General features: G+C 70.3%; 15 protein-coding genes. 9 read left to right on the forward strand and 6 right to left on the reverse strand.

Annotated elements, in window-relative coordinates; genetic code table 11:
• The first annotated feature begins 268 nt into the window (after positions 1–268).
• The 4 genes from DEJ47_RS02265 (at position 269) to DEJ47_RS02280 (ending at position 6,002) form a co-directional block, all read left to right on the forward strand.
• Entirely contained in the window at positions 269–1,237 is a 969-nt protein-coding gene (locus DEJ47_RS02265; protein WP_150175379.1) for an ABC transporter permease, read from the forward strand.
• Between the two features lies 1 nt (position 1,238).
• Positions 1,239–2,144: an ABC transporter permease gene (locus DEJ47_RS02270; RefSeq protein WP_150164411.1), complete on the forward strand. Its 906-nt coding sequence runs from the start codon at positions 1,239–1,241 to the stop codon at positions 2,142–2,144.
• Positions 2,141–4,246: an ABC transporter ATP-binding protein gene (locus tag DEJ47_RS02275; RefSeq protein ID WP_150164413.1), complete on the forward strand. Its 2,106-nt coding sequence runs from the start codon at positions 2,141–2,143 to the stop codon at positions 4,244–4,246. Before DEJ47_RS02270 ends, DEJ47_RS02275 begins: the two co-directional genes overlap by 4 nt.
• Before the next feature lie 76 nt (positions 4,247–4,322).
• A complete protein-coding gene (locus DEJ47_RS02280) occupies positions 4,323–6,002 on the forward strand; it encodes an ABC transporter family substrate-binding protein (RefSeq protein ID WP_190415234.1) in 1,680 nt (559 codons plus the stop codon).
• 1 nt (position 6,003) lies between these two features.
• Here the strand turns inward: DEJ47_RS02280 and DEJ47_RS02285 are convergent, their stop codons facing one another.
• Positions 6,004–6,885, reverse strand: a complete 882-nt coding sequence (locus DEJ47_RS02285) for a sigma-70 family RNA polymerase sigma factor (RefSeq protein ID WP_150164415.1) — start codon at positions 6,883–6,885, stop codon at positions 6,004–6,006.
• Positions 6,886–6,967: 82 nt separating this feature from the next.
• Between DEJ47_RS02285 and DEJ47_RS02290 the strand changes: the two genes are divergently transcribed.
• Positions 6,968–7,417 carry a carboxymuconolactone decarboxylase family protein gene (locus tag DEJ47_RS02290; RefSeq protein WP_150164417.1) on the forward strand — a complete coding sequence of 150 codons (450 nt, stop codon included), beginning with the start codon at positions 6,968–6,970 and terminating at the stop codon, positions 7,415–7,417.
• A 108-nt stretch (positions 7,418–7,525) separates the two neighbouring features.
• Here DEJ47_RS02290 and DEJ47_RS02300 read toward each other — a convergent pair whose 3' ends face one another.
• Entirely contained in the window at positions 7,526–8,242 is a 717-nt protein-coding gene (locus DEJ47_RS02300; RefSeq protein WP_223828197.1) for a TetR/AcrR family transcriptional regulator, read from the reverse strand.
• A 109-nt stretch (positions 8,243–8,351) separates the two neighbouring features.
• On the opposite strand from DEJ47_RS02300, the gene DEJ47_RS02305 reads away from it, so the two are divergent.
• The 4 genes from DEJ47_RS02305 (at position 8,352) to DEJ47_RS02320 (ending at position 12,910) form a co-directional block, all read left to right on the forward strand.
• On the forward strand, positions 8,352–9,755 hold the full coding sequence (locus tag DEJ47_RS02305) for an MFS transporter (protein WP_150164419.1): 1,404 nt from the start codon (positions 8,352–8,354) through the stop codon (positions 9,753–9,755).
• Positions 9,752–10,942, forward strand: a complete 1,191-nt coding sequence (locus tag DEJ47_RS02310; RefSeq protein ID WP_150164421.1) for an FAD-dependent monooxygenase — start codon at positions 9,752–9,754, stop codon at positions 10,940–10,942. The genes DEJ47_RS02305 and DEJ47_RS02310 overlap by 4 nt, the downstream gene beginning before the upstream one ends.
• Before the next feature lie 82 nt (positions 10,943–11,024).
• Positions 11,025–11,528 (forward strand): ectoine synthase, encoded by a 504-nt coding sequence (locus DEJ47_RS02315; RefSeq protein ID WP_150175382.1) that lies wholly within the window; start codon positions 11,025–11,027, stop codon positions 11,526–11,528.
• 38 nt (positions 11,529–11,566) lie between these two features.
• Positions 11,567–12,910, forward strand: a complete 1,344-nt coding sequence (locus DEJ47_RS02320) for a hypothetical protein (RefSeq protein ID WP_150164423.1) — start codon at positions 11,567–11,569, stop codon at positions 12,908–12,910.
• An 84-nt stretch (positions 12,911–12,994) separates the two neighbouring features.
• Here DEJ47_RS02320 and DEJ47_RS02325 read toward each other — a convergent pair whose 3' ends face one another.
• The 4 genes from DEJ47_RS02325 to DEJ47_RS02340 form a co-directional block, all read right to left on the reverse strand.
• Positions 12,995–13,336: an acyl carrier protein gene (locus tag DEJ47_RS02325; RefSeq protein ID WP_190415236.1), complete on the reverse strand. Its 342-nt coding sequence runs from the start codon at positions 13,334–13,336 to the stop codon at positions 12,995–12,997.
• Positions 13,337–13,425: 89 nt separating this feature from the next.
• The gene (locus tag DEJ47_RS02330) at positions 13,426–14,472 is read right to left on the reverse strand and encodes an alcohol dehydrogenase family protein (RefSeq protein WP_150164427.1); all 1,047 of its coding nucleotides are present in this window, start codon (positions 14,470–14,472) and stop codon (positions 13,426–13,428) included.
• Complete coding sequence (locus DEJ47_RS02335) at positions 14,469–15,803, reverse strand: condensation domain-containing protein (protein ID WP_150164429.1); 1,335 nt, start codon at positions 15,801–15,803, stop codon at positions 14,469–14,471. The genes DEJ47_RS02330 and DEJ47_RS02335 overlap by 4 nt, the downstream gene beginning before the upstream one ends.
• On the reverse strand, positions 15,800–16,606 hold the full coding sequence (locus tag DEJ47_RS02340; protein ID WP_150164431.1) for a class I SAM-dependent methyltransferase: 807 nt from the start codon (positions 16,604–16,606) through the stop codon (positions 15,800–15,802). The genes DEJ47_RS02335 and DEJ47_RS02340 overlap by 4 nt, the downstream gene beginning before the upstream one ends.
• Between the last annotated feature and the right edge of the window lie 2 nt (positions 16,607–16,608).

Genomic DNA, 16,608 nt, shown 5'->3' on the forward strand with positions numbered 1-16,608 from the left:
ACTTGGCCGAGTCGGCGTCAGTGATCGTTTTGCTACGGTGACATTGCCGCCTCGTACAGCAACATTGCGACCTCTCCGGCGATATTGCGACCTCATGGCGAAACCGGCGAAAACCTGGTGTGGCCACTCAGTACGAACCAAGCTCACATTCGCCCCGTACGCTCCGTAGAAAGCACCACCGCCACATGTACCCCACCTGTTCGTCCGGCGCCGTGACGGCGCGTCCCACACACATGGTGAGGGGGCGGTCCGCACCGTGCGATACGTGATGCGCAAAGCGGGTGGCTGGCTCCTGATGATCGCGGTCGCGACCAACGCGACGTACCTCCTGGCCAGTTGCTTCCTCGACCCGCGTTCGAACTACAAGGAGCTGCGGCCCGCCCGCAGCGAGGCACAGATCTCCCACGCCCTCGCCCCGTACAACCTGGACCCCGGTGTGCCGTTGGTGCAGCGATGGTGGAACTGGCTCACCTCCGTCACCCTCCACTTCGACTGGGGCCGGTCGCCCACCGGCGTCTCCGTCAACGGTGAGGTGGGCCACCGCGCGCTGGTCAGCGCCGAGTTGGTCGTCATGGCGACCGTGCTGTCCGTCGTGATCGGTGTCGCGCTCGCCGTCTACACCGCCACGCGCCAGTACGGGCCGGCCGACCGCGTCTCGCAGGCCATATCCATCGCCCTGTTCAACGTCCCGACGCCCGTCGCGGCGCTCGCCGTGGTCTTCGTCGCCATCTGGCTCAACCAGCACGCCGGATTGCACTTCCTGTACGTCGCCGGGGAGAACTCCCCCGACGTGGAGGGGCTGCTCCCGACGCTCGGTGACCGTCTCCTCCACCTGATCCTGCCGACGCTCACGCTGACGCTCATGGGGTACGTGGGTTATCACCTGACACAGCGGTCCCTGCTGCTCGACACGATCAACGCGGACTTCGTGCGCACGGCCCAGGCCACCGGCCTGACGCGGAGCCAGGCCGTGCGCAGGCACGCACTGCGCGCCGCGCTGATCCCGACGGCGACCTCCGTTGCGTTCAGCGTGCCCGCCGTCTTCACCGGGGCCGTCATCACCGAGTCGATCTTCGGCTGGAACGGCATGGGCCGCTACTTCAGCCAGACCATCAGCCAGAACGACGTGCACGGTGCGGTCGCGACGGCCGCGTTCGCCGCGGTGCTCACCGCGGTCGGCGCGATCCTCGCGGACATCGCCACGGTCCTCCTCGACCCGAGGGTACGGGTGAACTGACATGACGACCGTGACCAATACCGTCGCCGCGCGGCCGCGCTCAGAGCTCGGCCGCGGCCGACTCCACCTGCGCCGCTTCCTGCGCAACCGCCTCGCCGTCGCCGGGGTGGTGATCTTCACACTGCTCGTGCTGTTCAGCCTCTTGGGCGGCCTGTTCACGTCCTGCACCCACACCGACGCCGACTTCACCGCCCTCACCCGACCGCCGAGCGACGTGCACTGGTTCGGCACCAACCAGGGCGGCAACGACATCTACGCCAGCGCGGTGCACGGGCTGCGGAGGTCACTGGTGATCGCCGTGAGCGTGTCCGTCCTCACGATCGCCGTCGCCGCGGTCGTCGGCGCGGGGGCCGCGTACTTCGGCGGCCGGGTGGAGAGACTGACGCTCGCCGTCATCCACTTCCTGCTGATCGTCCCCTCGTTCCTCATCCTCGCCCTGGTCTCCAACCGTCTCGCCGGTGACTGGCGTGCCCTCATCCTCGTACTGACCCTGTTCGGGTGGATGTCCACGGCCCGGGTCATCTGGGCCGTGTCCACGTCGCTGCGCGAGCGGGACTACGTGACGGCGGCGGAGTTCATGGGTGTACGTCCCCCGCGCATCATCCTGCGCCACATCATCCCCAACCTCGGCTCCCTGCTCATCGTCAACCTGACGCTCGGCGTCGTGACGACCGTGCTCAGCGAGACCGCGCTCTCGTTCCTCGGGTTCGGCGTCCAGACCCCGGACGTCTCCCTCGGCACGATGCTCGCCGACGGGGCGACCACCATCACCAGCGCACCCTGGCTCTTCGCCTTCCCGGCAGGCCTCGTCGTCCTGCTCACCGTGTCGATGACCTTCATCGGCGACGGACTGCGCGACGCCCTCGACCCCACCTCTGTGACCGGCGCGGCGGGAGGCCGACGATGACACTCACCACGACACTGCACGACGACCCCTCTCCCGTCGGCGTCGCCGCCCCCGTGCTGTCCGTACGGGATCTGCGGATCTCCTTCCCCTCCGAGGCCGGGCCCGTCGAAGCGGTGCGCGGCGTCAGCTTCGACCTGCTGCCGGGACGCACTCTCGGCATCGTCGGCGAGTCCGGCTCGGGCAAGTCGGCCACCGCGATGGGCATCATGGGGCTGCTGCCGCCCACCGCCGACGTGCGCGGCCGGGTGCGGCTCGGCGACCAGGAGCTGACCGGCCTCGACGACCGGGCGCTTTCCCGGATACGCGGCAACTCCATCGGCATGGTCTTCCAGGACCCGCTGTCCGCGCTCACCCCCATTTTCTCCGTGGGCCGCCTGCTGTCGGACGCACTGCGGGTCCACCAGAACCTGTCGGCGAAGGCGGCCCGGGAGCAGGCCGTCGAACTGCTCGACCTCGTCGGCATCCCCGACGCGCGGAGCCGGGCCGCGTCCTTCCCGCACCAGTTCTCCGGCGGCATGCGTCAGCGCGTGGTCATCGCCATGGCGATCGCCAACCGGCCGCGGGTACTGGTGGCCGACGAGCCCACGACCGCGCTCGACGTCACCGTGCAGGCGCAGATCCTCGACGTACTCCGCCTCGCGCAGCAGGAGACCGGTGCCGGGCTCGTCCTGATCACCCACGACCTGGGCGTGGTGGCGGGCCACGCGGACGACGTCGCCGTCATGTACGCGGGGCGCTTCGTGGAGAAGGCGGACGTGCACGAGCTGTTCCGGCGGCCCACGATGCCGTACACCGCACGGCTCCTGGCAGCGGTGCCGACGGTGGACGGCGGGGTCCGGCGTCCCCTCGTCCCGATCGGCGGCGAGCCACCCGCACTGTCGGGCCTGCCCGACGGCTGCCCCTTCGCGAGCCGGTGCGCCGTCGCGCTCGACGCGTGCCGCGCCGAGGAACCCGGGCTGCGCCGTGTCACGGGGCACGGGGACGTGGCGTGCCTGCGGGCGGCCGAGATCGCGGACGGCACGCTGGATCCGGCCCGGGGCGTCGTGCCTTCCGGCGGGGAGGCGGACCCGGGGCGTGTCGCGGGCGGCGATGTGGTGCTGCGCGTCGAGGACCTGGTCAAGACCTTCCCCGTCACCAAGGGCGCGTTCCTCAAGCGCAGGGTCGGCACGCTGCACGCGGTCAACGGGGTCGGTTTCGAGCTGCGGGCCGGAGAGACGCTCGGTCTCGTGGGCGAATCGGGCAGCGGCAAGACGACGACGCTCATGGAGATCTTGCGGCTGAGACGGCCGGAAGGCGGGCGCATCGAGGTCGGGGGGATCGAGGTCGGAGCGGCGGGCGCGGGTGTCGCTGCCGGGTCCGGCGGGCGCGGACGTACCTTGCGGCACGACGTGCAGATCGTCATGCAGGACCCGATGGGCGCCCTGGACCCGCGCCTCACCGTCCACCAACTGCTCGCCGAACCTCTGCGGGCCGTGGGAAGCGACCGCGACGCCGTCCGTTCCCGCGTCCACGAACTGCTGTCACTCGTCGGTCTCGGCCCCGCGGTGAGCGACCGTTTCCCGGCCGCGCTCTCCGGCGGCCAGCGCCAGCGCATCGGCATCGCCCGCGCACTGGCCACGGACCCGAAACTGCTCGCCCTCGACGAGCCGCTCTCCGCCTTGGACGTATCGGTACAGGCCGGGGTGATCAACCTGCTCGGCCGGCTCAAGCGTGAGCTGGGCCTCGCCTACCTCATGGTCGCCCACGATCTCGCCGTGGTCCGCTACATCTGCGACCGCATCGCGGTGATGTACCTGGGGCACATCGTCGAGTCCGGTGACACGGAGACCCTCTTCTCCGACCCGAAGCACCCGTACACACGGGCGCTCCTGTCGGCGATCCCCATACCCGACCCGGAGCGCGAGCGCACCCGTGAACGGATCGTCCTGGACGGCGAGCAGCCCAGCGCCGCGGACCTGCCGCGCGGCTGCGTGTTCGTCGACCGCTGCCCTCTGTACCGGACCGCCGACGACGAGGTCCGGGAGCGCTGCCGCACGGAGCGCCCCGCGAGCAGGCCGGTGCCGGGGCAGCGGACGCACGCATACGCCTGCCACGCCGCGTAACCCCCCTAGCCACCCCATCCCTCACCCCATCCCTCATGTCATCTCCCGCCTCACTTCAACGCAAGGACGCTCAGCCATGCGCGCAAGACTGGCCCTGCCCGTCGCCCTGATAGCCGCCATCTCCGTCACCGCCACCGCGTGCGAGTCCTCGTCCGGCGACGGCGCCGGGACGGAGGCCGGGAGCACTCCGGCCGCCGCTTCGGGAGCCGCCGACTACCACCCGACGCCGTACGACAAGCTCAAGGACGGCGGCACCTACACGACGGCGGGAACGTTCGACGACCAGGGCAACCCGTTCCACGTCAACGGCACTCTGCAGGCGACCCGGGTGTGGGCCTGGTACAACGCGAACGCGATCACCTTCTCCCCGACCGGTGAAGTGCGGTACAACCCGGACTACTTCAGCGACGTGAAGGTGTCCGTCGAGGGCGGCGACCAGAAGGTCGTCCTGACCATCAACGAGAAGGCCGTCTTCAACGACGGAACACCGATCGACTGGACCGCGATCAAGGCGACCTGGAAGGCCAACAACGGTTCCGACGAGGACTACGCGGCCTCGACCACCGACCAGTACAGGCAGATCACCGGCGTCGGGCGCGGCAAGAACGACAAGCAGGCCGTCATCACCTTCAAGGGCGTCAACGCCTCCTGGCCGAGCCTGTTCACCACGTTCCTGCACCCGAAGGCGGCGAAGGTCGACAACTTCAACAAGGCGTACGTCAAGAAGGCGCACCCCGAGTGGGGCGCGGGCCCGTACACGGTCGGCAAGTGGGACACCCACTCGGGCAACATCACCTTCGTGCGCAACCCGAAGTGGTGGGGCAGGAAGGGCAGGCTCGTCAAGCGCGTCTACGTGAACCTGGAGCAGACCGCGCAGGTCAACGCGTTCAAGAATGGTCAGCTCGACAGCGTCACCGCGGTCGACGCCGAGAGCCTGAAGCAGCTGAAGGGGCTCAAGGGCACGGAGATCCGGAGCGGCGGCAGCCCGTTCGTGTACTCGCTCTACTTCAATGCGAAGTCCGCCGTCCTCGGGGACAAGGCGGTGCGGAAGGCGATCCAGGAGAGCGTCGACCGCAGCCAGCTCGCGAAGATCCAGTTCCAGGGCCTCGACTACGGGGAGCCGCTGCCCGGCTCGGCCTTGCTCTACAGCTTCCAGAAAGGGTACGCGGACAACGTCTCGGCCGTCCTGAAGTACGGGCCCGACCGGGCGAAGAAGGAGCTGGACGCGGCGGGTTGGAAGCCCGGGAGCGACGGGATCCGCGCGAAGGACGGCAAGCAGCTCGAGGTCGGCTACACGATGGTGGGCGACGAGCCGCTGGACAAGGCCACCGCCGGCGCGCTCGCCGCGATGCTGAAGCCTGTCGGCGTACGCCTCTCCGTCAAGAAGGCCGACCCCGCGGACTGGGCCGGCATCGTCAACGAGCGGAAGTTCGACCTGATCATCTCGGGCAACCGCTCCATGGACCCCTTCGGGGCCCGCTACCTCTGCGAGACGTACTGCTCGGACAGTGACTCCGGCCTCACGGGTGCCGGGTCCCCCGAGCTGGACAAGGAGATCCGCGCGACGAGCGACATCGCCGACCCGGACAAGCAGACGGCAGCGGCGAACAAGGTCGAACGCAAGGCCCTCCAGGACTACGCCCGGCTCCCGCTCTACAGCGGCCCGTCGACGTACAGCGTCAAGAAGGGCCTGGCGAACGTGGGCGCGACCATCTTCTACAACCCGCTGCCGGAGACGGTGGGCTGGGAGAAGTAGGTCACGACGGATCCGGCAGGTTCAACAGGGCGAGCCTTGCCGGGTCCGCCACGATCCTGATGGCCGTGATCCGGCCGTCCGTCACCGTGAACGCCAGCAGGGAGAGCGGGGTGCCGTCCTCACGCCAGGAGACGATCCCGGGGAGGCCGTTGACGCGTACCGCGCGGCCTTGTGCCGCCGCGGAGGCGGACAGTCGCGCGCCCGTCGCGACCTTCGTGGCACCGAGGGCGACGACCGTGCCGGACGGCGTGTCGACGGTCAGTTTCACGTCGGGGTCGAGGACACGCAGCAGGTCCTCGAAGTCGCCGTGGCGAGTCGCCGCCAGGAAGGCCTGGACCACTTCCCGCTGTTCGCGCCCGGTCCCCGTCGGCCGCTCGGCGCCCCGCACCTTCCTGCGTGCGCGGCTTGCCAGCATCTTCGTGGCCGCCGTGGACTTGCCCAGGATGCGGCCGATCTCGTCGAACGGCACCGCGAACAAGTCGTGCAGCACGAACGCCAGTCGCTCGTTCGGCCCGAGCGAGCCCAGGACGACGAGCAGGGCGAGGCCGACCGAGTCGGCGAGCACCGCGTCGTCCTCCGGGACGGGTCCGTCGTCGACCGTCACGACGAGCTCGGGCAGCAGGCCGTCGTCGTACAGCGCCTCCGGGCGGGCCTGACGCGAGCGCAGGACGTCGAGGCTGATCCGTCCGACCACCGTGGTCAGCCAGGCCGCGATGTTGTGGATGCCCTCCGCGTCCTGACGCGAGAGCCGCAACCAGGCTTCTTGGACCACGTCTTCGGCGTCGGCGTGCGAGCCGAGCATGCGGTGGGCGATCGCGCGCAACCGGTCTCGCTGAGCTTCGAACGCCTCGGCCGCGGTGGCCGCCGTGCTGGTGTCGGACATGGTGTTACCTTCCTCGGGACTGCTCCGTCATGGGGATGACGGGCCCGGAGGGGCTCAGGTAACCGATGAAGGAGCAGCACCGATGGAAGCACGTATGAAGGCCGCGGCGAACCCCGACGTCACCACGGCGATCCAGCACCTCTACAAGGCGATTCACTCCGGGGGCGTCGACCATCGCCTGCTGGGACTCCTCCACCTGCGCGTCAGCCAGATCAACGGCTGCAGTCCGTGCGTCCACGCCTCAGTGGTGGCGGCACGGAAGGCGGGCGAGAGTGACGATCGGCTGCACAACGTGGTCGCCTGGCGCGAGACGCCGTTCTACTCCGAGGAGGAACGGGCCGCCCTCGCCCTGGCCGAGGCCGCCACCCGGATCCAGGACGGCGCGCCGGGCGTGACCGACGAGATCTGGGACGGCGCCGCCGAGCACTTCGACGAGAAGCAACTGGGCGCGATCCTCCTGGAGGTGTCGCTGACCAACTTCTTCAACCGGAGCAACCGCGCGGTGCGGGAACAGGCCGGCAAGACCTGGTGAGTTGAACGGCGGGCAGCGCCGGTGGTGGTGGAGGCTCTCCATCACCACCGGCGCTGCGCCGTTTTTGTACGTTCACGCCGATGCCGATGCCGACGCCTACGCCCACGCCTACGCGGCCCGGTACGCCCGCAGGAACGTCCGTACTCCCTCGACCACCAGCGGCCTGACCCTCGTGTCCTCCGTGGCGTTCGCGGACCCGAGCCGGTCCAGGGCGACGCCGAAGGTCAGCGCGATGAACTGGTCCGCCGCGAGGCGGGGGTCGGGGACGTGCAGCAGTCCCGCCCCGGCGAGCGCGGCGAACCGCTCGGCGAGCGCCTCGTCGGGGGTGTCGGCCATGGAGTTGTAGCCGCGGTGCGGCAGATGGCCGGACTCCGCGCGGACGAGGCGCTGCAGCGTCGCGTACTCCGCCGAGCCGAGCATGTCGGTCGAGATCCGCATCGAGAACGTGACCAGCGCGTCCTCGAGGTCGGCGGGCCCGGTGAGGCCGTCGATGTCGGTCAGGGTCCCGTCGAGGGTGCGGCGGATCGTCGTGATCATTGATTCGCCGATCGCGTCGACGACGGCCTGGAGCAGCGTCTGCTTGTCACCGAAGTAGTCGTAGACCGTCCGCTTGGACACCTCGGCACGTGCGGCGACCGCGTCGACGCTGGAGCGGTCGAAGCCGTCCGCGAGGAACAGGTCCCGGGCCGCCGCGAGGATCGCTGCCCGCTTCTGGGCGGACCCCGCGCGCAGCGTCTTCGTGGTCGGCGTCTTCGTCGTGGGCGTCTTCGTCGTGGGCGACTTTGTCGTGGGCGTCTTTGTTGTAGGCGTCTTCGTGGTCGGCATGAGCCCATCGTAGCCACCTTCCGAACTACACTGCACGGTGTAGTGCAGTTCTGGCCCCGGCTCAGTGGATGCCGCTCTCGATGCCCCCGAACGGACTGAAAGGACCTTCATGAGCGCAACGACAACGCTCGCTCCCCCGGCCCGCATCGGAAAAGCCGCCGTCGGCGCCCTCGGCCTGCTGGCCGTCGCCACCGGCGCCCTGGAGTCGGTGGTGACACCGACGCTCCCCCTCCTGCAACGCGATCTCGGCATGAGCCCCGCCGAAGGGGCGTTACTCAGCATCGTGCTGCTCGTCACCGGCGCGCTCGTCACGCCGGTCGCGGGCAGGTTCGGCGATCGTCACGGTGGAAAACGGGTCCTCATACGGCTGATGGCGGTGGTCTCCACCGGCGGGCTCGTCTCCTCCCTCGCGCCGAACCTGCCGGTGCTGCTGCTCGGTCAGGTGCTGCAGGGAGCGATGGTGGGCGCGCTGCCGCTGTCGTTCATCCTGGTGCGCGAACACCTCCCCGCCGGGGCGTCGAAGGTGGCCATCGGGGTGGTCAGCGGGTTGTTCGTGGCGGGCGGGATGGCGGGCACGCTGTCGGCCGGGCCCGTGGCGGAAGGGCTGTCCCGGCACTGGATGTTCGCGCTGCCGACGATCGCGGTCGCCGTCGCCACGGTGCTGGTGAACACGTTGATGCCGGAGGACGCGCCGCGCCGGCCGGACGGCTCGCGGGTCGACTGGCCGGGCTTGATCCTGCTCAGCGGAACCCTGGTCACGCTCATGCTCGTGCTGGTGCTCGCGCCCGACGCCGGCGCACAGCCCCTCGCCCTGGGCGCGCTCGTCCTGGTACTCGCCGGCCTCGGGACGGCGTGGGTCCGGGTGGAGCGTCACGCCGCCTCGCCGATGGTCGATCCGCGCATGCTGGCGCGGCCGGCGGTCTGGAAGTCGTGCGTGCTGACGTTCGTGATCTGTGCGGGCACTTCAGTACCGGTCTATCTGCTGCCCCAGTTGTTCGCGGTCTCCGCCGACGAGTACGGCTTCGGGGCGAGCGCCACCGAGATCGGTCTCTACCTGCTGCCGGGCGCCGTGGCCGCGTCACTGGCCGGGCCGATCAGCGGGATGGGGGCGCGGCGACACGGTTCGCGTGCCGTGGCCACCCTCGGGATCGCCCTCATGGTCGCCGCCTTGGCCGGCCTCGCGGCCGTGCACGGCGAGATCTGGCACCTCGTCCTCGGCAAGGTGCTCGTCGCGTTCGCCAACGGCCTGTGCGTCACGGCGATGGTGACGAGGACCGCCACCTCCGTCGACCGAGAGGAAACCGGCATCGCCACCAGTCTCGTCCTGGTGACCCGTGTGCTCGGCTTCGCCGTGGGTGTGCAGGTCAGCGGCGCGATTCTCACCGCGGGCACCCCCGCGGGGGCGGACGACCCGGCCGAGTCCGCGTTCGTCGTCGGTTTCGTCCTGGCCGCCGTCGTCACCGCGCTGTCCCTGCTCGTCACCCGCACCCTGACCAAGGGAGTCGAGGAATGACCTCCACCCGGACTTCTACCAGCCGGACCCACTCCCCGGCCCACTCCCGCCCCCGCGTGCTGATCTCCGGGGCCAGCATCGCGGGACCCGCCCTCGCGTTCTGGCTGATCCGCCGCGGATACGCGGTCACCGTGGTCGAGAAGGCGAGCACCCTGCGCGGCGGCGGCTACCCCATCGACATCCGCGGCACCGCGGTTGAGGTCGTCCGCAGGATGGGCCTCCTGCCCGAACTGCGGGACGCCCACATCGACTTGCGTCGGCTGACCTTCCTCGACGCCGACGGCACCGAGGTGGCGTCGGTCGACCCGCACCGCCTCACCGGCGGTGTCGGCGGACAGGATCTGGAGGTGCGGCGCGGGGATCTCACCGAGGCCCTGTACAGAGCGGTACGTGACGACGTGGAGTTCCTGTTCGACGACCGCGTCGACACGCTCGACCAGTCGGACCACGGGGTCGACGTCACGTTCCGCGGGGGCGCCGGCCGTACGTTCGACATGGTGTTCGGCGCGGACGGCGTGCACTCACGCACCCGTGAGTTCCTGTTCGGACCCGAGGAACAGTTCCACCGCTACCTCGGCCACTGCTTCGCCGGGTTCACCCTGCGCAACGCCTTCGGGCTCCGCGACGAGGTCATGATGTGGAACACCCCGGGCCGAGCCGCGGCGCTCTACGCCGCCGGGGGCGACGGTCACGTGCACGCCTTCCTCAACTTCGCGCACCCCGAGCCGCCGTTCCGCGCCTTCCGGGACCCACGGGCCCAACGCGAGCTGGTGGCCCGCGTGTTCGCCGACGCGGGGTGGGAGGTTCCCGGCATGCTCGCGGCCCTGCGCGACGCGGACGACCTGTTCTTCGACGTGGTCAGCCAGATCCGCATGTCCCGTTGGTCCAGTGGCCGGGTCGCGCTGGTCGGCGATGCCGCGTACGCGCCGTCGTTCCTGACCGGACAGGGGTCGAGCCTCGCGCTCGTCGGCGCGTACAGGCTCGCCCAAGCTCTGGCAGGCAGGGACCACGCCGCCGCTTTCGCCGCGTACGAGCACGGCACGCGCCCGTTCGTGACGGCCCATCAGGACAAGGTCGGCGACGGTGACGCCATGCTCTTCCCGACCACCGCCCCGGCCCTGGAGCGGCGCAACGCGATGCTGCGGAGACTCAGCACGACGCCTCATCCGGGCCTGCGCAGCGGGTAGATGAAGCTCGTCGCCCTCCGCGCAATAGTGCCCGGGCACGATGGCGAGGTTTTATAGAAGCCGGGCGACGCAACCCGACATGATGCCCACGGTGCCGAAAGGCATAGCCAGGTGGGCATACCCGTACTTCCCGTGGAATACCGATGCGGATTTCCATAGACTCGTTACCCGACCCTCACGGAAATACCGACTCCTGGGCAGGTGTACCTTGCTGGTTCGCTCGGTTGAAGATGTCGTCGGAAGCGAATACGACGTGGACTGGGGCAACGGAACGAGCCGAAGGCTGCTCGTTCAGGCCGATGAATTGGGTTTCAGCCTGACCGAGACGTACGTACAGCCCGGCAGCGAGTCGTACCTCCGGTACGACAACCACCAAGAGGTCTGCTACTGCGTGTCCGGCGCCGGCTCCGTGGAGACGGCGGACGGCCTGTTCGACATCAAGCCGGGAATGCTGTACGCCCCGGGCATGGGCGAGCCGCACATACTCCGCTCGGAACACGGCATGACGCTGATGTGCGTCTTCTCTCCGGCCCTGCAAGGGCCGGAGAAGCATCTGCTCACTCCCGGTGTGCATTCGAGCTACTAGGGGCCGTTGAGAGCCGCTGGGAAAGAAGGCAGGAAAGCATGCCCGACACCATTGATCTGGTGGTCCCGAACGTCGTCGAGTTCAACCTGAAACGCGAACTGCTGGATTTCGACCCGGGTGTGGAAAACGACCTCGTCGAGCACGGCACGGGATACACCGATCAGTGTGTGTTCTGGAGTGCCGGGGACCGCGTGCTCGTGCTGCCCGCCGGCTACTCCCAGGAGTGGCTGACGCACGTCCACGCCGGTCTCGGCAGTTCCGTGCCTGACGTCATATCCCCGTTGCCGCGCACCGGCCGTCTGATCCGCGACCTGCTCGACGACGACCGGGCGCTGGCCGCCCTCGCCGCCGCGACCGACGGGGTGCGGGAGGTGCGGCTCCTGTCCTTCGGCGCGTCGCCGGACCTGTACTCCCTCGCCTCCGTGCTCCGCAGTCAGGGGCGGGAGGTGCGCCTGGACGTGGCGGGACCGGAGCACTACTGGTCGTACGAGTACCTGGAATCCAAGCTGTGCTGTGTCGACCTCGCCTCGCACATCCCCGGATTCCGCGTGCCGCGCGGCATCTCCGTCACCAGCTGGGAACAGCTCAAGGGCGCGGTCACCACGATCGTGGGCAACGGCGGTCGCGCCGTGGTCAAGAGCATGTACGGAGTGGGGGGTTACGGCTCCGCCGTCGCGCGGGGCGATGCCGACGGCACCGTACGGCGCTTCTGGCAGACCCTGCGCCGCGAGCCGTTCTTCGGCACGTTCCCGCTCACCGTGCAGGACTACATCGCGCACGGCACCGACTGCCCCGCCGTGGACGTCCTCGTCGACGAGGGCGCGGTGCCGCGCATGGAGTACAGCATGCTCGGCGTCGACGGACTGCGGTACCGCAGCCTCGCACTCGGGCCCGGAGTCCTCGACCCGGACCTCGAGGAACGGCTCGCCGCGCTCGGCACCGCCGTCCACACGTTCGCGCAATCCCTCGGCTACCGGGGCTGGATGACGGTCGACTGCCTCCGCGGCCTCGATGACGCGCTCTACGTCACCGAGATCAACGCCCGGCGCTCCGGCGCCATGCACGCCGTCGCCCTCGCGGAACGGTGGGCCGACGAGGTGCCGGTCGCGTACGTCAACGACGCGCTGCCCTTGCGACTGTCGGGCCCGGTGTCCTACGAGGAGCACATCCGGCCCGTCTTCGACGAACTGTGGGCGCGCGGCGTCCGTGCCTACCCGTCGACCGTCCGCGCCCTCACGGGACACCGGCCCTCGCTGGGCATCGTCGTGTGCGCCAGGAGCGCGGCGGACGGCGAACGCATCGCCACGGAGGCACACCGGGCCGTCAACGCCGCGGTCACCGCGGCCGGTGCCGGTCAGAAGAGGGCGGCCGCAGTGGGGTGACCTTCTGCCGCCAGCACGGGAAAGGGCGTCGGGCCGGGGCGGTTGCCCCGGCCCGACGCCCTTTCCCGGCTCACATGCCGCTGCTCACACGTGCGTGGAGTTCGCCGCACTCGGCGTGCCGCAGCCCTTCTCCGCGAGGAACTCCGCCTGTGTCATCGGCGTCGCGTTCTCGAAGAGGCGGTTGAGGAGTTCGCCCTCCCACTCCACCGCTTCCACCTCGTCGACCCCGTACTCCGCCAGGATCCTCCCGATGGCCTGCAGCGCGAGGAGCGAATAGCCGCCCATCTCGAAGAAGTCGCTGTGGTGGACGTCGACGGAGTCGGGGCTCACCTCCAGGACCTGCGCCCAGATCCTGCGCACCACTTCCGCCGCCGCTTCCGCGTCGCCCGACGTGGACGGGGACTGAGCGGCCAGGTTGTCCGTCACTGTTCCTCCAGGTGTCTTGATGTGCGGCCATGTGCGGCTGATGTGTGGTTGGTCCGCGGTGGACGTGGGCGTCCGGGACGGTGGCGCCGTCATGGGATCAGCACCACCTTGCTGGCTTCGCCCGCGTCGAAGAGCCGGAAGCCCTCGGCGGCCTCCGACAGCGGCATCCGGTGCGAGATGAGGTACGTCGGGTCGACGCGGCCACCGCGCACCAGGTTCATCAGGGGCTCGAAGTCGCCGACGGGGTCGCCGACCGCGAAGCGCAGCGTGACCTCCTTGGCGAACGCGAGCCGGGTCGGCATGGGCATGGCGTCGGAGGCGTGGGCGCCCACGGCGCAGACCGTCCCGCGCGGGCGCACGACGTTCAGCGCGGTCAGCAGCGACGCGTCGGTGCCCACGGCCTCCAGGACGGCGTCCGCGCCACGTCCCTCGGTCAGGTCGGCGACCTGCCGTGCCACGTCGGGCGCCGCCGGCACCGGGTACGCGCCCCGTTCGGCGGCCAGTTTCCGCCGGCTCTCCAGCGGGTCGACGGCGAGCACCCTGGCGGCACCGAGCAGCCAGGCGACCTCCAGGGCCAGCAGGCCCACGGGCCCGCAGCCGACCACCGCCACCGTGTCCCCGGGACGCACCCCGGCGCCCACGGCGCACGCGTACCCGGTGGCGAGGACGTCGCCGACGAACAGCGCCCGCTCGTCGCCGACGTCGTCGGGGATCGGGAACAGCACGGTGTCGGCGAACGGCACCCGCACGAACTCGGCGTGCCCGCCCGCGTAGGCCCGCGTGCCCACCACGGTCGCATAGCCGAACAGGCCCACCCGGTCGCACTGGTAGTGCCAGCCGTGGCGGCAGGACCGGCAGTGCCCGCACGCGATGATGTCCGAGGCGACGACCCGGTCACCGGCGCGGAGGCCGCGTACCTCGGGGCCGGTCTCCTCGACCACGCCGGTGAACTCGTGGCCCGTGACCGTTCCCGCCGGGAAGCCGTCGATCTCGCCGCGGTACGGGTGGAGGTCGGTGCCGCAGATCGCGCTGCGCACGACCCGGACGACGGCGTCCCGGGGCTCCTCGACACGGGGCATGGCGACGTCGTCCGCGACCTCCGCGCGGCGTGTGCCGTGCCATCGCAGCGCTCTCATGCGTCCTCCAGTTCACGGCAGCCTGCGTCGAGCTCCTCGTGCAGGTCGTCGAGGAGGCGTGCGGCGGCCTTGTCGTCGTACTGGGCCGGGTCGTATGCCAGCAGGACGCGCAGTGCGCCCGCCTCCTCGAAGAAGCCGAGGTCCAAGGGGTGCGCCGAGAAGGGGTCGTGGTTGATGGGCGTCGTGTCGAGGCCTTCGAGGGCGGGCGGCACCTCCGGTGCGGTCTGGAAGGTGACGCAGGCGCCGATCACCGGCCGGAAGCCGGGCCGCCACAGCCCGAGGACCTGCACGAGCCGCTCGAACGGCATGTCACGGTGGGTGTAGGCGCCGATCAGGTTCCGGCGGACCCGGTGCAGCAGGTCGCGGAAGTCCGCGTCCGCGGCCACGTGGGTCCGTACCGGCAGCAGGTTCACGAAGAGGCCGACGGCCTTCTCGAACTCGGCGCTGCTGCGGAATCCGCCGCGCGTGCCCACGAGGATGTCGTCGGTGTCGACATGGCGACGCAGCATGCGCTTGGAGGCGGCGAGCAGCAGCATGAAGAGGGAGACGTGCTCACGCCGTGCGGTCGCTTGCAGCCGGTCGTACAGGGGCTGGGGAACGGCCGTCCACTGGGTGCGCGAGGGTTCTTCGGCCTCCGGAGGCGCCGAGGGAGGCCCCGAGGGGGATGCCGGAGGAGATGCCAGGGTGAGCGGAGGCAAGGGGGACGCGGTCGCCAGCACCTCCTTCCAGTAGGCGAGTTGTTTCGCACCGGCCGGACCGTCGAGCCACTCATGCTGCCGTCGCGCGAAGTCCCCGTACTGGGCGGGCACCGGCGGGAGGGGCGAGGGGCGCCCGTGCAGGTGTGCGGTGTAGAGCTGCTCCAGTTCCCGGAGGATCACCACCCACCACGACCAGGCGTCGGAGACCAGGTGGTGCGAGGAGACGCGGAGGATGTGCTCGCGCGGCCCGAGGCCGAGCAGCGCCGCCCGCACCACGGGCCCGCGGACCAGGTCGAAGGGGCGCCGCAGGTCCTCCGCCAGGAACCGTGCCGCCGCCGCCTCGCGTTCCGCCTCGGGGAGCGCGGTGAGATCCGTCAGGGGCAGCGGCACCTCGACCCGTGGGACCACGCGCTGGACGGGGAGGCCGGCCACGACGGGGAAGCAGGTGCGCAGCGCCTCGTGCCGGTCGACGACGTCCTCGATGGCCGCCCGCAGGGCCGCCGCGTCGAGGTCGCCGACGAGACGGAAGGTCACGGCGACGGTGTGGCGGGCGTGTCCGGCGCGGCGCTCCAGGAACCACATGCCCTGCTGGGCGTACGAGAGCGGGGCGTCGCCGCGCGGGGCGGTACTCATTTGACGCCCCACGTGAACAGCCAGCGCCGGGGCACCCCGCTCAGTTCCAGTTCCTCGAAGGTGGTGCGCAGGCCCCGGATCAGCGCGTCGGAGCCGAGGGCGAGGTCACTGATGCCGGTGGCCCCCTCGATGAACACCGAGTACGCGCAGAGCGCCTCCCAGTCTGCGAGCGTCCACGTGTACTCGGCCTCCTCGGACTTGGTCTGGGAGAACCCCGCGTCGGCGAAGAGGTCTTCGTGCTGTCGCGGTGTGAGCGTCTGCATCGCCACGGGCCGCTCGCGCACGAGGACGAGGTCCGTGCCGCGGTCCCGCAGGACGGCGCGGGTGGCGCGCAGCCAGTGGGTGTAGAAGGGCCGGGTCCCGGGGAGCACGGCCCCCTCGTAGAAGAGGGTGTTCAGGGCGCAGCGTCCGCCCGGGGCGAGGAGGCGGTGACACCCGGCGAGCACCGCGCCGCGCTCGTCGGCCGGGATCTGGTGCATGACGTTGCTCAGGACGGCGACGTCCACCGGTCCGGTCAGGGACTCGACGTCCTGGGCGCGCCCTTGCACGAAGCGCACCTTGGGGTCGGTCAACCGGGCTCGCGCGATGGTGAGTTCGTGTTCCGACGGGTCGATGCCGATGATGGAGCCGACGTGCGCGGAGCGTTCCAGGAGGAGTTCGGTGGCGAGGCCCGAGCCGCATCCGACGTCGGCGACGACGCCGCCCTCCGGGGCTTCGCAGATGTCGACCAGACGCTGGGTGACGTCGCCGTACAGGGGGCGGCGCGACATCGCGTCGAACTCGTATCCGTGGACGAAGGTCATGA

Source organism: Streptomyces venezuelae (assembly GCF_008642355.1).
Lineage (GTDB): Bacteria > Actinomycetota > Actinomycetes > Streptomycetales > Streptomycetaceae > Streptomyces > Streptomyces venezuelae_B.

What these genes read in the sequence shown, in the direction of transcription:
- DEJ47_RS02265 (WP_150175379.1), top strand. Translation starts at nt 269, where the DNA reads ATGCGCAAAGCGGGTGGCTGGCTCCTGATGATCGCGGTCGCGACCAAC.
- DEJ47_RS02270 (WP_150164411.1), top strand. Translation starts at nt 1,239, where the DNA reads ATGACGACCGTGACCAATACCGTCGCCGCGCGGCCGCGCTCAGAGCTC.
- DEJ47_RS02275 (WP_150164413.1), top strand. Translation starts at nt 2,141, where the DNA reads ATGACACTCACCACGACACTGCACGACGACCCCTCTCCCGTCGGCGTC.
- DEJ47_RS02280 (WP_190415234.1), top strand. Translation starts at nt 4,323, where the DNA reads ATGCGCGCAAGACTGGCCCTGCCCGTCGCCCTGATAGCCGCCATCTCC.
- DEJ47_RS02285 (WP_150164415.1), bottom strand. Translation starts at nt 6,885, where the DNA reads ATGTCCGACACCAGCACGGCGGCCACCGCGGCCGAGGCGTTCGAAGCT.
- DEJ47_RS02290 (WP_150164417.1), top strand. Translation starts at nt 6,968, where the DNA reads ATGGAAGCACGTATGAAGGCCGCGGCGAACCCCGACGTCACCACGGCG.
- DEJ47_RS02300 (WP_223828197.1), bottom strand. Translation starts at nt 8,242, where the DNA reads ATGCCGACCACGAAGACGCCTACAACAAAGACGCCCACGACAAAGTCG.
- DEJ47_RS02305 (WP_150164419.1), top strand. Translation starts at nt 8,352, where the DNA reads ATGAGCGCAACGACAACGCTCGCTCCCCCGGCCCGCATCGGAAAAGCC.
- DEJ47_RS02310 (WP_150164421.1), top strand. Translation starts at nt 9,752, where the DNA reads ATGACCTCCACCCGGACTTCTACCAGCCGGACCCACTCCCCGGCCCAC.
- DEJ47_RS02315 (WP_150175382.1), top strand. Translation starts at nt 11,025, where the DNA reads ATGCCCACGGTGCCGAAAGGCATAGCCAGGTGGGCATACCCGTACTTC.
- DEJ47_RS02320 (WP_150164423.1), top strand. Translation starts at nt 11,567, where the DNA reads ATGCCCGACACCATTGATCTGGTGGTCCCGAACGTCGTCGAGTTCAAC.
- DEJ47_RS02330 (WP_150164427.1), bottom strand. Translation starts at nt 14,472, where the DNA reads ATGAGAGCGCTGCGATGGCACGGCACACGCCGCGCGGAGGTCGCGGAC.
- DEJ47_RS02335 (WP_150164429.1), bottom strand. Translation starts at nt 15,803, where the DNA reads ATGAGTACCGCCCCGCGCGGCGACGCCCCGCTCTCGTACGCCCAGCAG.
- DEJ47_RS02340 (WP_150164431.1), bottom strand. Translation starts at nt 16,606, where the DNA reads ATGACCTTCGTCCACGGATACGAGTTCGACGCGATGTCGCGCCGCCCC.